Below are 13,247 nucleotides of genomic sequence, written 5' to 3' on the forward strand. Positions count from 1 at the left end.
TTGATGCGCAAAGGAGCTAAGGCCGCTCTGGTCAGTGGGGTGTTCGCCGTCCTGGTGGGGGGTTCCGGGTACGGCGCGTACAACGTGGTGACGGCGGTGAACGCCGACGGGGGTTCGTCGTCCTCGGCGAAGGACGGTGCGCGCAGGAGCGGACCGCCGACGCGCGAGGAGGTGCGGGAGACGGCTGCCGCGTTCCTCGCCGCCTGGGCGAAGGGCGACGCGGACGGCGCGGCGGCGTACACCGACAACGCGGAGGTGGCCGCCGAGGCCCTGACCGGTTACCGCGAGGACGCGCACATCGAGAAGGTGCGGCTGACGGCGGGCCGGATCAGCGGGACGCGGGTGCCGTTCACGGTGCGGGCCACGGTGGCGTACGAAGGGAAGAGGAAGCCGCTGCGGTACGCCTCCGCCTTCGAGGTCGTCCGCGGTGTCCACAGCGGGCGGGCCCTGGTGGACTGGCGGGCCGACGTCGTGCACCCGGACCTCGGCAGGGGCGACACCCTGGAGACCGGGGAGGCCGCCGCGCCGCCGATCAGGGCCGTCGACCGCGACGGACGGGCGCTGACGGCGAAGGCGTACCCGTCGCTCGCGCCCGTCCTGGACCAGCTCCGCTCGAAGTACGGCGACCGGGCGGGCGGCAGGCCCGGCATCGAGTTGTACATCGATCGCGCGGACGCGGACGCCGGTACGAAGACGCTGCTCACGCTCGCCGAGGGCCGGGCCGGAACGCTGCGGACGACGCTGAGCGCCACGGCGCAGCGGGCCGCGGAGGGCGCCGTCGCGCGGTACGCCGAGTCGTCGGTGGTCGCGGTCAAGCCGAGCACCGGCGAGGTGCTCGCCGTCGCCAACCACCGCGAGGACGAGTTCAACGCGGCCTTCGAGGGCAAGCTGGCGCCCGGCTCCACCATGAAGATCGTGACGGCGGCCATGCTCATCGAGCGGGGCGTCACGAAGGCGTCCGGGCCCGCGCCCTGCACCCCGGAGGCGACCTGGCAGAGCCAGACCTTCCACAACCTCAAGGGCATGGCGCCGGACGGCAAGGCGACGCTCGCGGACAGCTTCGCGCGGTCCTGCAACACCGCGTTCGTGAAGCTGGTCGACGAGAAGCCGCTGACGGACGCCTCGTTGACCGAGGAGGCGCAGGACGGCTTCGGTCTCGGACGGGACGACTGGCACACCGGCATCACGTCGTCGGACGGCGCGGTGCCCGCGTCCACCGGACCCGACCGCGCCGCCAACGCCATCGGCCAGGGCCAGGTGCAGCTGAACCCGCTGAACCTGGCGTCGGTGACGGCGACGGCCATGACGGGCTCGTTCCGCCAGCCCGTCCTCGTACCGAAGTCCCTGATCGGCGACGAACTGGCCACCGCGCGCGGCCTGTCCGAGGGCACGGTCGGCCAACTGCGGCAGATGATGCGGCGGACGGCGGTCTCGGGCACGGGCGCGCGGGCCCTGGCGGGGCTCGGCGGGGACGTCGGCGCGAAGACGGGGTCGGCGGAGGTCGACGGCCAGCGGCGGCCCAACAGCTGGTTCACGGGCTACCGCGGGGACCTGGCGGTGGCCGCGATGGCGCAGGAGGGCGGGCACGGCGGGGACACCGCGGGGCCGATCGTGGCGGCGGTGCTGCGGACGGGCGCTTAGTACGGGCGCTAAGTACGGACGGGCGCTTAGTGCGGGCGCGTAGCGGGTGCGGCCGGGTGACGAAGGCACGATGGGGCAACGTCCGCTGCCCTGGATGGCGCTGCCGTGGTCAATGGCGCGGGCGGGTGCCGCTAGGTTGGGAAACCGGTGAGTCGGGTGCGGCGGGGGCCGAAGGGGATTGGCGGAGGGTCTGTGGGCAAGAGAAGACGTTCGACCGAGCGCAAGAAGGCGCATCCGGCCGTGCTCGGCGGCGCGGCGGTGGCGATCGTGTGCGGCGTGGGGGTCACCGCGTACGCGCTGTCCGGCGGGGACGACGGCAAGTCCGACGGGAAGACGGTGGCGACGGGACCGCCCACGGCCGCCGAAGTGCGCACCACCACGCGGGCGTTCCTCACCGCGTGGGAGAAGGGCGACGTGGCCGGGGCCGCGGCGCTGACGGACGACCGGAAGGCGGCCCGCGCGGCGCTCACCGCCTACCGCGAGGAGGCCAAGGTCTCCGCGGTGCGCCTGAAGCCGGGCAAGCCCGCCACCCGCAAGAGCGCGAAGGTCCCGTTCAAGGCGGCGGCCACGATCTCGTACGGGGGAAAGGACAAGCGGTACGCGTACGACTCCACGCTGAGCGTCGCCCGCCGCGCGGCCGACGGCCGGGTCCTCGTGTCCTGGCAGCCGTCGGTCGTCCACCCCGAACTGCGGGACGGCGACCGGCTCGTCACGGGTCCGGCGGGCGTGCCGCCGATCAAGGCCGTGGACCGGGACGGCGGGCCGTTGACGGCCGCCAAGTACCCCTCCCTCGGCACGGTCCTCGACGGGCTGCGCGAGAAGTTCGGCAAGGAGGCGGGCGGCAAGGCGGGCGTCGAGCTGCGGGTGGTGCGCGCCGACGCGAAGCCGGACGACGACGCCAAGGGAGCCAAGGACTCCAAAGGCACCGCGAAGAAGAGCGACGCGAAGGACACCCCCGACAAGACGCTCCTCGCCCTCTCCCCCGGCACCCCGGGCACGCTGAAGACGACGATCAGCGCGCGCACGCAGGCCGCGGCGGAGAAGCAGACGGCGAAGCGCAAGCAGGCCTCGGTCGTCGTGGTCAAGCCGTCCACCGGCGAGGTCCTGGCCGTCGCCAACTCCAACCCCGGCGGCTTCAACACGGCCTTCCAGGGCTCCCTCGCGCCCGGCTCCACGATGAAGGTCATCACCTCGTCGATGCTCCTGGAGAAGCGTCTCGCGGGCGTCGACAAGAAGCACCCGTGCCCGAAGTACAAGGCGTACGGCGGCTGGAAGTTCCAGAACGACAACAAGTTCCAGATCAAGGGCGGCACGTTCCGGGCCAGCTTCGCGCGGTCCTGCAACACGGCCTTCATCACCCAGGCCGAGAAGCTGTCGAACGACGACCTGACGAAGCAGGCCCAGGACGTGTTCGGCCTCGGCCGTGACAACTGGTCCGTCGGCGTCTCCTCGTTCGACGGCGCCGTGCCGGTGCAGTCGCACGCGCAGATGGCGGCCTCCCTCATCGGCCAGGGCGGCGTCCGGATGAACCCGCTCAACATGGCGTCGGTCGCCGCCACCGTGAAGTCCGGCACGTTCCGCCAGCCCTACCTGGTCTCGCCCGACGTCGACGACCGCCAACTGGCCACGGCGCCGCGCAAGATGTCCGGCAGGACGGCGTCCGCGCTGCGCGACCTCATGCACTACACCGGCGTCTCCGGCACCGCCGCCAAGCCCATGGCGGGCCTCGGCGCCGACTCCGGCGCGAAGACCGGCTCCGCGGAGGTCGACGGCCAGAAGAAGCCCAACGGCTGGTTCACCGCGTACCGCGGGGACGTGGCCGCGGCGGCGGTCGTGCAGGCCGCCGGGCACGGCGGGGAGACGGCGGGGCCGGTGGTGCGGGAGATGTTGTTGGTGGGGAAGTAGGACCAGGGCGGGGGCCGGGCGCGGGGTGCGTGCGGGTCCGGAGCGGGGCCTCGGGTGAGGTGCGTGCGGACCCCGAGCGGGGCCTCGGGCGGGGCTTGTGAGGGCCCGGGCGCGGGCCTCGGGTGACGTGCGTGAACGTGTGCGGGGTCGCCTGTCCGGTATCCGGGATACCGCGATACACGGTCGCGTGGCCCACACACGTACCGCTAGCGTGCGGCGCATGAGCACTACGGACAACGCCACGGGCGCATCCGGCGCCCACCCCCGCTTCGTCGAGGCCCGGCGCGCGCTCGGCCTCGACGACCTTCCCGACCGCATCCGCCGCTTCCCGGACCAGACCCGTACCGCGGCCGAGGCGGCCGCCGCGATCGGCTGCGAGCTCAGCCAGATCTGCAAGTCCCTGATCTTCGCCGCCGACGGGGTGCCCGTACTCGTTCTCATGGACGGGGCCTCGCGCGTCGACGTGGAGCTGGTGCGGCAGGCGCTGGGCGCGGAGAAGGTCACGCGGGCCAAGGCGGATGTCGTGCGCGAGACGACCGGGTACGCGATCGGGGGCGTCCCGCCCTTCGGGCACGCCCACCGGACGCGGGTGCTCGCCGACCGGTCGCTCCTCGACCACTCCGTGGTGTGGGCCGCCGCCGGTACGCCGTACACGGTCTTCCCGATGGACCCCGAGACGCTCGTCGCGCACGCGGGCGGCACGCTGGTCGACGTACGCGAGGCGGCGTCTGGCTCGTCCGGTGCGTCTGGCCCGTCCGGCTCGTCCGGCCCGTCCGGCCCGTCCGGTGCGCCCGGCCCGTCCGGTGCGTCCGGCTCCGCTCAGTGACCCCCCTGGTCGCCGGGGCCGTCCTGCTGGCCGCCGTCACCCACGCCAGCTGGAACGCCATCGCCCACCACATCACCGACAAGCTCCTCGGCTTCACCCTCATATCCGGCGGCGGCGCCCTCATCGGCCTCCTCCTCGCCCCCTTCGCCCCGCTCCCCGCCGCCGGCGCCTGGCCCTACCTCCTCCTCTCCGCCGCCCTCCACGTCGCCTACATGGTCCTGCTCATGCGGTCCTTCCGGCTCGGGGACTTCGGGCAGGCCTACCCCATCGCCCGCGGCAGCGCGCCGCTCGTCGTGACCGTGCTCGCCGCCGTCTTCGCCGGTGAGGTACCCGGCGGGTGGCAGGCCGCCGGGGTCGTCGTCTGCTCCGCCGGGCTCACCGGGCTCGCCGTGTGGGGGATCCGGGGGTCCGGGCGGCGGCCCGACTGGGCGGCCATCGGCGCCGCGCTGGCCACCGGGGTCTCCATCGCGGCGTACACCGTCGTGGACGGGCTCGGGGTGCGGGCCTCCGGGACGTCCATCGGGTACATCGCCTGGCTGATGATCCTCGAAGGGGTCGCCGTGCCCGCGTACGCCTGGTACCGGTGGCGTGGGGAACTCGGGGCCCGGCTGCGGCCGTTTGCCGCCGTCGGGCTGTTCGGGGCCGCGCTCTCCGTCGCCGCGTACGGCCTCGTCCTCTGGGCCCAGACCCGGGCCGACCTCGCCCCCATCTCCGCCCTCCGCGAGTCCTCCATCATCGTCGGGGCGGCGATCGGGGCGCTCTTCTTCAAGGAGAGGTTCGGGTGGTCGCGGATCGTCGCGGCGGGGGTGATGGTGGCGGGGATCGGCTTGATGCTCCACGCGGGCTGACCTTCGCGGGGGCGCCCCAGTCCCACCCCTTCTCCGATCCCGGGGCTCCGCCCCTGGACCCCGGGGGTGGGTGTCCCCTTCGGGCGGGACGATCCTCCCCCGATCGGCCTGCGGCCTCGTCCTCAAACGCCGGACGGGCTGAAAACAACTTCACCGAGGCGGGCTGAAGGTGCCGGGCTGTTGGGCAGGCCGGTGCAAGTTCGGGCGGGTGGGTGGGAGAAAGCCTGTCCGGCGCTTGAGGACGAGCGCGCAGCGCGATCGGGGGCGCCCCTTTCGGGGCCGAGGGTGCCGGGCTGTTGGGCAGGCCGGTGCAAGTTCGGGCGGGTGGGTGGGAAAGAGCCCGTCCGGCGTTTGAGGACGAGGCGCGGAGCGCCGATACGGGGGTGCGCTACGCGGCAGCGGTGCGTACCGCTCGTACCAGGGCCTGGGCCCGCGCGTCCGCGGTGACCCCCTTGCTCATCCCGTTCGTGACGTAGCCGAAGGCGATCCCGGACTCGGGGTCGCCGAAGGCGAGGGCACCGCCCCGGCCGGGGTGGCCGAAGGACGTGGGGGCGAGGAGGGGTGACGCGGCGCCGTGGAGCATGTAGCCGAGGCCGAGGCGGGTGTGGACGACGAGGACGCGGTCGGCCCCGGCGGACGCCTCACCGCGGGCGAGGGCGAGCGTGGAGGGCGTGAACAGGCGCGCGCCGCCGTCGACTTCACCGATGAGGGAGGCGTAGAAGCGGGCGAGCGCACCGGCGGTGGCGATGCCGTTGGAGGCGGGAAGGACGGCCGAGTGGTACGCGGCGGAGTTCTCGTCGGGGAACGGGTCGACCACCCCGAAGGCCCGCCGGGTGAGGGAGTCCGGGTCCCGGTAGGCGTCGGACACCTGCGGCTTGGGCCGGGTACGGAGCCCCGGGGCGGCGGCGGGCGCATCGAGCTGCCCGAGCCGCCCCACACGCCCGGCCGGAGAAAGGGCCGAAGCAACCTGCCGCGACCCCGCCGCCCCACCACCCACCGCAGGCAACCCCACCCACAAGTCGAGCCCCAGCGGCCCCGCGACCTCCGTCGCGATCACGTCCCGTATCGAGCGCCCGGTGACCCTCCGCACCAGCTCCCCGGTCAGCCAGCTGTACGTGTGCGCGTGGTAGCCGTGATCCGTCCCCGGCTCCCAGAAGGGGCGCTGTGCGGCGACCGCGGCGGCGGCCACGTCGGGGTCGAGGGCCTCGGCCGGGGTCAGGGGGCGGTCGAGGGCGGGCACCCCGGCGCGGTGGGCGAGGACGTGGCGTACGAGGGTCCGGTCCTTGCCGTGGGCCTTGAACTCGGGCCAGTACGCGCCGACGGGGGCGTCCAGGTCCAGCTCGCCGCGCTGGTGGAGGAGGAGCAGGACGGCCGCGGCGACCCCCTTGGTGGCGGAGCGGACGACCTGCGCGGTGTCCCGCTCCCAGGGCACGGCGCTCCCGGCCCCGGTCCCGACTCCGGCTCCGGCCGCCGCGGGCCCGACCCCGGCCACCGCGACCCCGACCCCGGTCCCGACCCCGGCCCCGGCCTCCGCCCCGTCGAAGTCCCTGATGCCGCCCCACAGATCCACCACCGGCCGCCCGTCCCGGTACACCACGACCCCGGCCCCACGCTCCCCGAGCGCGGTGAAGTTGCGTACGAAGGCGTCCCGTACGGGCTCGAAGCCCTCGGACACCGTGCCGTGTACCGCGGCGTTCCCGACCCCGACCTCAACAGCGCTCATGTCACGCACAACAGCCGCCCGCCGCCGAAGATTCCACTAGCTCTTCTCCCGTACCGACTTCGGATCGAAGCCGAAGGGGAGTTCCAGGCGGTGGCCGCTCATGAGGTCGGCGTCGGAGAGGAGTTCGCCGGTGGGGCCGTCGGCCGCGATGACGCCCTCGCTGAGGATCAGGGCGCGGGGGCAGAGTTCGAGGGCGTAGGGCAGGTCGTGGGTGACCATGAGGACGGTGACGTCCAGGGAGCGGAGGATGTCGGCGAGTTCGCGACGGGACGCGGGGTCGAGGTTGGAGGACGGCTCGTCGAGGACGAGGATCTCGGGCTCCATGGCGAGGACGGTGGCGACGGCGACGCGGCGGCGCTGGCCGAAGGAGAGGTGGTGCGGCGGCCGGTCGACGTACTCGGCCATGCCGACCTGCCCGAGGGCCTTGTGGACGCGCGCTTCGAGCTCGGGCCCGCGCATCCCGGCCGCCGCGGGCCCGAAGGCCACGTCCTCGCGGACCGTCGGCATGAACAGCTGGTCGTCGGGGTCCTGGAAGACGATGCCGACCTTGCGGCGGATCTCCGCCAGGTGCCGTTTGCCGACGGGCAGTCCGGCCACGGTGACGGTCCCGGCGCCCGCGGTGAGGATGCCGTTCAGGTGCAGGACCAGGGTGGTCTTGCCGGCGCCGTTGGGTCCGAGCAGCGCGACGCGTTCGCCGCGCGCGATGCGCAGGTCGACGCCGAACAGGGCCTGATGGCCGTCGGGGTAGGCGTAGGCGAGGCCGGTGACCTCCAGGGAGGCGGGCGGGGAGGTGGTCACAACAGGGTCCATCCCAACAGGCAGACGGCGAGGGCGGTCAGGGGCAGGGTCAGGGCGTACGTCCACTGGGCGCGGGTCGCCGCCACTTCGTCGATGACCGGCATCGACCCCGCGTAGCCCCGGCTGACCATGGCGAGGTGCACGCGCTCGCCGCGTTCGTAGGAGCGGATGAACAGCGCGCCCGCGGACTTGGCGAGGACGCCCCAGTGGCGCACGCCGCGCGCCTCGAAGCCGCGGGACTCGCGCGCGATCCGCATGCGCCGCATCTCGTCGGTGATGACGTCGCCGTAGCGGATCATGAAGGAGGCGATCTGGACGAGGAGCGGCGGGAGCTTCAGGCGCTGCAGGCCGAGGAGCAGTTCGCGCAGCTCGGTCGTGGCGGCGAGCAGGACGGACGCGGCGACGCCGAGGGTGCCCTTGGCTAGGACGTTCCAGGCGCCCCACAGGCCGTGGACGCTCAGGGACATGCCGAGGACCTCGGTGCGCTCGCCCTGCGCCACGAAGGGCAGGAGCAGGGCGAACGCCACGAAGGGGATCTCGATGAGCAGCCGCTTCAGCCAGAAGAGGAGGGGGACCCTGGCCGCGTACGCCACCGACGCGAGCAGCAGCGCGTACGCGGCGAACGCCCACATCGCCTCGCGGGGCGTGGAGACCACGACGACCACGAAGCAGAAGACGGCCGTGAGCTTCGTGTGCGGGGGCAGGGCGTGCACGGGCGAGTGGCCGTGCCGGTAGAGGCGGTGGGCGTGGCCCGCACCCATGTCAGGCGTTCTCCGCGGGCTTGGTCGCGGGGGCGGCCGGTGCCACGGCGACGTCGTCCGTGGCCGTCGACGCCGGGCCGCTGTCCTCCCCGCGCCGCCGCCGTACCGCCCAGAAGACCGCGCTGCCCGCGACCACCGTCACGCCGACGCCGATGACGCCCGCGAGGCCGCCGGACAGGCGGGTGTTGGTGATGTCCTTCACGCCGTAGTCCGCGAGGGGCGAGTCGGCGGCGGCGTGCTCCTTCTCGCCCTTGTCGAAGCCCTTGTCGTGGGCGACCTTCTCCAGGCCGTCGGGGTTCGTGGAGGCGTAGAAGGACACGAAGCCCGCGAGGACGACGGAGGCGGCGAGGCCCACGGCCCACAGCTTGCGGTGCGAGCGGGCGGTGGCGGCCGCGGGGGCCGGGGCGGCCGCGGGTGTCGCGTCGGCGTCGATCAGCTCGCCGCCCACGCGCAGCTTCAGCGGCGCGGTGAGGCCGCGCGCCCCGTGCACGAGGTCCGGCCGGACCGCGATGACCGCGCCGACGGTGAGCGCCGTGATGGCGGCCTCGCCGATGCCGATCAGGACGTGGACGCCGATCATGGCCGTGGCGACCTTGCCGAGGGGCACGTCCGTGGTGCCGCCGACGGCGTAGATGAGGGTGAAGGCGGCGGCCGCGGCCGGTACGGAGACGAGCGCGGCCGTGAACGCGGCGGCGGTCACCGAGCGGCGGCCGCGCGGCAGGACCTTCGCCAGGCCGCGGAAGATCGCGTACGCCACGACGGTCGTCACGACGGCCATGACGGAGATGTTCACGCCGAGCGCGGTCAGGCCGCCGTCGGCGAAGAGCAGGCCCTGCATGAGCAGGACGACGGAGACGCACAGGACCCCGGTGTAGGGCCCGACGAGTATCGCCGCGAGCGCGCCCCCGAGGAGATGGCCGCTGGTCCCGGCGGCGACCGGGAAGTTCAGCATCTGCACGGCGAAGATGAACGCCGCGACGAGCCCGGCGAGCGGCGCCGTCCTCTCGTCGAGTTCTCTGCGCGCGCCCCGGAGGCTGACGGCCACCGCGCCCGCGGCGGCGACTCCGGCGACGGCGGAGACGGGAGCATTGATGAAGCCATCGGGGACATGCATGCGCGTGCTCCTGGAAAGGCGCATGTCATGAGCGTGGGGAGGCACTCATGACGAGAGCGGATCGCTCCGAGCGGGTCGCTCGTGAACCTTTCAATGATGGGCGTTGTTGCGAATTGCTTGCAAGAGCGGTCCGGCAACGATTGGGGCGGGCCGGGAGCACCCCGGACGGCCCGCGCCCCCTCCTTTCGCCCCATGTGACATATACGTACATATGGGACATTAGGGAGAGAGCCGCTTTCCGTGGGCCGGAACGACTACGAGGAGTCAGCATGTCGGCAGTCGAGCAGTACACCCGGGCCCACCTGGTCACCGACTCCCCCGACGAGCACGTCGTCGTCCCCGTCGCGCTGCGCTACGACCCGGAGGCCGACCCGCGCTCGGTGCGGGTCGACCTCCCCGGGTCGCACGACTGGACCTTCAGCCGCGAGCTGCTCGAACAGGGCCTGCGGGCTCCGACGGAGAGCGGCGACGTGAGCATCTGGCCGTGCGGGCGGGTCCAGACGATCCTGGAGTTCCACTCGGCGCAGGGGGTGGCGGTCGTGCAGTTCGACGCCTCGGCGCTGATCCGCTTCCTGCGCCGCACGTACGCGGCCGCCCCCGTGCCCCACTGACTCAGACGCGTACGAGCTCTCGCTCCTCCTCGGGGTCGCCCTGGTCGGCCGGGGTGCGCAGCCCCTCGCCCTCGACGTCCACGTTCGGCAGCGAGCGGTCCAGCCACTTCGGCAGCCACCAGGCCTTGCGGCCGAGCAGCGCGAGGACGGCGGGGACGAGCGCCATACGCACGATGAAGGCGTCGAAGAAGACGGCGATGGCGAGCCCGAAGCCGATCATCTTGACCATCTGCTCGCTGGAGCCGATGAACCCGGCGAACACCGCGATCATGATGACCGCCGCCGCCGAGACGACCCGCGCCCCGTGCTTGAAGCCGGTGACGATCGCCTCGTTCGGGCTCTCGCCGTGGACGTACGCCTCCCGCATCCGGGTCACGAGGAACACCTCGTAGTCCATCGCGAGGCCGAAGACCACGCCCACCATGAAGATCGGCATCATGCTCATGATCGGGCCGGTCTGCTCGACGCCGAACAGCGAGCCGAGCCAGCCCCACTGGAAGACCGCGACCACGGCGCCGAGCGCGGCGAGCACCGAGAGCAGGAAGCCGAGGGCCGCCTTGAGCGGGACGAGGACCGAGCGGAAGACCACGATCAGGAGGAGGAACGCGAGGCCCACCACCAGCGCGAGGTACGGCAGCAGGGCGTCGTTGAGCTTCTCGGAGACGTCGATGTTCATGGCCGTGGTGCCGGTGACCATGACCTCGGCGCCACTGTCGGCCTTGACGTCCTTCGCCTCGCCGCGGATCGCGTGCACCAGGCCCTCGGTCTCGGTGCCGCTGGGCTTGGACGACGGCACGACGCTGACGATCGCGGTGTCGCCGGCCTTGTTGAACCGGGGCGGGCTGACCGTGAGCACGTCGTCGAGGCCCGAGATCTTCTTCTGTACGGCGGCGGCCTCACCCTTGGCGTCGTCGACGCCCTTGAGGTCGGTGACCACCATCAGCGGACCGTTGTAACCAGGACCGAAACCGTCCGCGATGAGGTCGTAGGCCTTGCGCTGGGTCGTGGACGTGGGCTGCGCGCCGTCGTCGGGCAGGCCGAGTTCGAGCTGCGAGACGGGCAGGGCGGCGGCGCCGAGGCCGAGCACGCCGAGCAGCAGGACGGCGACGGGGCGCCGGACGACGAAGCGGGCCCAGCGGGTGCCGAGGTTCTCCTTGACCGGGGCGTTCCCCTCGGCCGGACCAGCCTCGGCGGCCTTCTTGCGGCCGCCGAACAGCCTGCCCTTCTCCCCCGTCGGCTTGACCTTCTTGCCCGCGTACCCGAGCAGCGCCGGGATCATCGTGAGCGCGATCAGGACGGCGATGGCGACGGTTCCGGCCGCCGCGAAGCCCATCTTGGTGAGCATCGGGATGTTGACCACCGCGAGCCCGACGAGCGCGATGACGACGGTCAGACCGGCGAAGACGACGGCCGACCCGGCCGTGCCGACGGCGCGGCCCGCGGCGTCCTCGCGCTCGCGGCCCTCGGCGAGTTCGGCGCGGTAGCGCGAGACGATGAACAGCGCGTAGTCGATGCCGACGGCGAGGCCGATCATCATCGCGAGCGTCGAGGTGGTCGTGCCGAGGTCGAGCGCGTTCGCGAGCGCGGCGATCGAGGAGACGCCGATGCCGACGCCGATCAGCGCGGTGAGCAGCGGCAGACCCGCCGAGACTAGCGAGCCGAAGGTGATGACGAGGACCACGGCCGCGACCGCGATGCCGATGATCTCGGTGGCGCCGGTGTGCGGCATGGCCTGCAGCGCGTCACCGCCGACCTCGACGGTCATGCCGCCGTCGCGCGCCTCGTCGGTGGTCTTCTCCAGGGCGTCCCGGCTGTCGTCGGTCAGCTCCATGGAGGTGACCTTGTACGTCACGGAGGCGTAGGCCGTCGTGCCGTCCTTGGAGACCGCCTTGGCGGCGAACGGGTCCGCGGCCGAGGCGACCTGGTCCGAGCCGGACTTGAGCGAGGAGACCGTCTTCTGGATCTCGGCCTTGTTGGCCGGGTCGGTGACCTTCTCCCCGTCCGGCGCCTTGAACACGACGCGGGCGTTCGCGCCGTCGGCGCTGGCCTCGGGCGCGCGCTCGTCGAGCAGGTCGAAGGCCTTCTGCGCCTCCGTGCCCGGGATCGAGAACGAACTGGAGGCCGCGGTGGGCGCGGACGCCGCGCCGACACCGGCGAGGGTCAGCAGCGCGACCCAGATCAGGGCGACGAAGTGCCGTCGCCGGAAGGAGAGCCGTCCTAGTTTGTACAGGAATGTGGCCACGGGGAGTACTCCCGGTCAGGTCGTGGTGGCTGATGGCTTCTGGGCAGGGGTGATCAGCCCGAGGGGCAGGGGCGATCGGCCCGACGACATGAGCGGACGTCAGGTGGTGTGGCCGCGGGGGGGTGCGACTGCGGGGAGACTCCGCCCGGCCGGGCGTCAGACGCCGAGGGCGGGGAGGATCACTGCGTTGATGTAACTGCGGAGGAACTCCTGGTCGGCGGGGCGTTCCTCGACCAGGTCCCGGGCGACGAAGCCGCCGACCAGCATGTGGATGACGTACTCGAGCGCCGGGTTGTCGGGGTCGAGCTCGCCCCGGGCGACGGCGCGGCGCAGCAGCTCGTTGAGACCGGTGATCTCCGGCTCGATCAGCAACTGCCTGAGCGCCTGGTGCAGTTCGGGGTTGTTGTGGATGGCGTGGAACAGGCCTCGCATCAGCGCCTGGTCCTGCTCCATCTGACAGTCGTCCTGGAGCGTGACCATCTTCATGAAGTCCCCGCGCAGGGACCCCGTGTCGATGTCCGCCATGGACGCGGGCTTGTTGTGCCTCAGCGCCCGCGCGACCAGCTCCGCCTTGCCGCCCCACTGGCGGTAGAGCGTGGCCTTGCTGGACCGGGTGCGGGTGGCGATCGCGTCCATCGTCAGCCCGTCGTACCCGACCTCGCGCAACAGATCGAGGACGGCCTCGTACAGCTCCGCCTCCCGCTCGGGCGTGATCCGGCTCCGCCGCGGCGACGCTGCCACTTCGGTCATGGGCCGACTCCTTCCCGATTCCATCGCT

10 protein-coding genes and 1 pseudogene are annotated in these 13,247 nt (G+C 72.7%); 5 read left to right on the forward strand and 6 right to left on the reverse strand.

Features of this window, described 5'->3' with window-relative positions:
• Positions 1 to 3: 3 nt before the first annotated feature.
• The 4 genes and pseudogenes from ACFVHO_RS18435 to ACFVHO_RS18450 all read left to right on the forward strand — a co-directional run bounded on the left by ACFVHO_RS18435 (position 4) and on the right by ACFVHO_RS18450 (position 5,220).
• Positions 4 to 1,641, forward strand: coding sequence for a penicillin-binding transpeptidase domain-containing protein (locus ACFVHO_RS18435; protein WP_385715265.1), 1,638 nt, complete (start codon positions 4 to 6; stop codon positions 1,639 to 1,641).
• Positions 1,642 to 1,833: 192 nt separating this feature from the next.
• Complete coding sequence (locus ACFVHO_RS18440) at positions 1,834 to 3,546, forward strand: penicillin-binding transpeptidase domain-containing protein (RefSeq protein ID WP_385715268.1); 1,713 nt, start codon at positions 1,834 to 1,836, stop codon at positions 3,544 to 3,546.
• 220 nt (positions 3,547 to 3,766) lie between these two features.
• Positions 3,767 to 4,276 (forward strand): annotated as a pseudogene (locus tag ACFVHO_RS18445) (YbaK/EbsC family protein); the annotation flags it as partial.
• A 92-nt stretch (positions 4,277 to 4,368) separates the two neighbouring features.
• The gene (locus ACFVHO_RS18450) at positions 4,369 to 5,220 is read left to right on the forward strand and encodes an EamA family transporter (RefSeq protein ID WP_385715271.1); all 852 of its coding nucleotides are present in this window, start codon (positions 4,369 to 4,371) and stop codon (positions 5,218 to 5,220) included.
• 388 nt (positions 5,221 to 5,608) lie between these two features.
• Here ACFVHO_RS18450 and ACFVHO_RS18455 read toward each other — a convergent pair whose 3' ends face one another.
• The 4 genes from ACFVHO_RS18455 to ACFVHO_RS18470 are packed head-to-tail and all read right to left on the reverse strand — an operon-like array spanning position 5,609 to position 9,616.
• Positions 5,609 to 6,943, reverse strand: a complete 1,335-nt coding sequence (locus ACFVHO_RS18455; RefSeq protein ID WP_385715274.1) for a serine hydrolase domain-containing protein — start codon at positions 6,941 to 6,943, stop codon at positions 5,609 to 5,611.
• 36 nt (positions 6,944 to 6,979) lie between these two features.
• Entirely contained in the window at positions 6,980 to 7,753 is a 774-nt protein-coding gene (locus ACFVHO_RS18460; RefSeq protein ID WP_385715277.1) for an energy-coupling factor ABC transporter ATP-binding protein, read from the reverse strand.
• Positions 7,738 to 8,502, reverse strand: coding sequence for a cobalt ECF transporter T component CbiQ (gene cbiQ / locus ACFVHO_RS18465; protein WP_385715280.1), 765 nt, complete (start codon positions 8,500 to 8,502; stop codon positions 7,738 to 7,740). Before cbiQ ends, ACFVHO_RS18460 begins: the two co-directional genes overlap by 16 nt.
• A gap of 1 nt (position 8,503) precedes the next feature.
• Positions 8,504 to 9,616 (reverse strand): energy-coupling factor ABC transporter permease, encoded by a 1,113-nt coding sequence (locus ACFVHO_RS18470; protein ID WP_385715283.1) that lies wholly within the window; start codon positions 9,614 to 9,616, stop codon positions 8,504 to 8,506.
• 269 nt (positions 9,617 to 9,885) lie between these two features.
• Between ACFVHO_RS18470 and ACFVHO_RS18475 the strand changes: the two genes are divergently transcribed.
• Positions 9,886 to 10,227, forward strand: a complete 342-nt coding sequence (locus ACFVHO_RS18475; RefSeq protein WP_030359442.1) for an SsgA family sporulation/cell division regulator — start codon at positions 9,886 to 9,888, stop codon at positions 10,225 to 10,227.
• A 1-nt stretch (position 10,228) separates the two neighbouring features.
• Here the strand turns inward: ACFVHO_RS18475 and ACFVHO_RS18480 are convergent, their stop codons facing one another.
• Positions 10,229 to 12,469 (reverse strand): MMPL family transporter, encoded by a 2,241-nt coding sequence (locus ACFVHO_RS18480; protein WP_385715288.1) that lies wholly within the window; start codon positions 12,467 to 12,469, stop codon positions 10,229 to 10,231.
• 156 nt (positions 12,470 to 12,625) lie between these two features.
• Positions 12,626 to 13,219: a TetR/AcrR family transcriptional regulator gene (locus ACFVHO_RS18485; RefSeq protein ID WP_385715291.1), complete on the reverse strand. Its 594-nt coding sequence runs from the start codon at positions 13,217 to 13,219 to the stop codon at positions 12,626 to 12,628.
• Between the last annotated feature and the right edge of the window lie 28 nt (positions 13,220 to 13,247).

Source organism: Streptomyces sp. NPDC127108 (genome assembly GCF_042677545.1).
GTDB lineage: Bacteria > Actinomycetota > Actinomycetes > Streptomycetales > Streptomycetaceae > Streptomyces.

Bases quoted from the DNA above. Each gene is read 5' to 3' on its own strand.
- ACFVHO_RS18435 (WP_385715265.1), top strand. From the start codon at position 4: ATGCGCAAAGGAGCTAAGGCCGCTCTGGTCAGTGGGGTGTTCGCCGTC.
- ACFVHO_RS18455 (WP_385715274.1), bottom strand. From the start codon at position 6,943: ATGAGCGCTGTTGAGGTCGGGGTCGGGAACGCCGCGGTACACGGCACG.
- ACFVHO_RS18460 (WP_385715277.1), bottom strand. From the start codon at position 7,753: ATGGACCCTGTTGTGACCACCTCCCCGCCCGCCTCCCTGGAGGTCACC.
- cbiQ (WP_385715280.1), bottom strand. From the start codon at position 8,502: ATGGGTGCGGGCCACGCCCACCGCCTCTACCGGCACGGCCACTCGCCC.
- ACFVHO_RS18470 (WP_385715283.1), bottom strand. From the start codon at position 9,616: ATGCATGTCCCCGATGGCTTCATCAATGCTCCCGTCTCCGCCGTCGCC.
- ACFVHO_RS18475 (WP_030359442.1), top strand. From the start codon at position 9,886: ATGTCGGCAGTCGAGCAGTACACCCGGGCCCACCTGGTCACCGACTCC.
- ACFVHO_RS18485 (WP_385715291.1), bottom strand. From the start codon at position 13,219: ATGACCGAAGTGGCAGCGTCGCCGCGGCGGAGCCGGATCACGCCCGAG.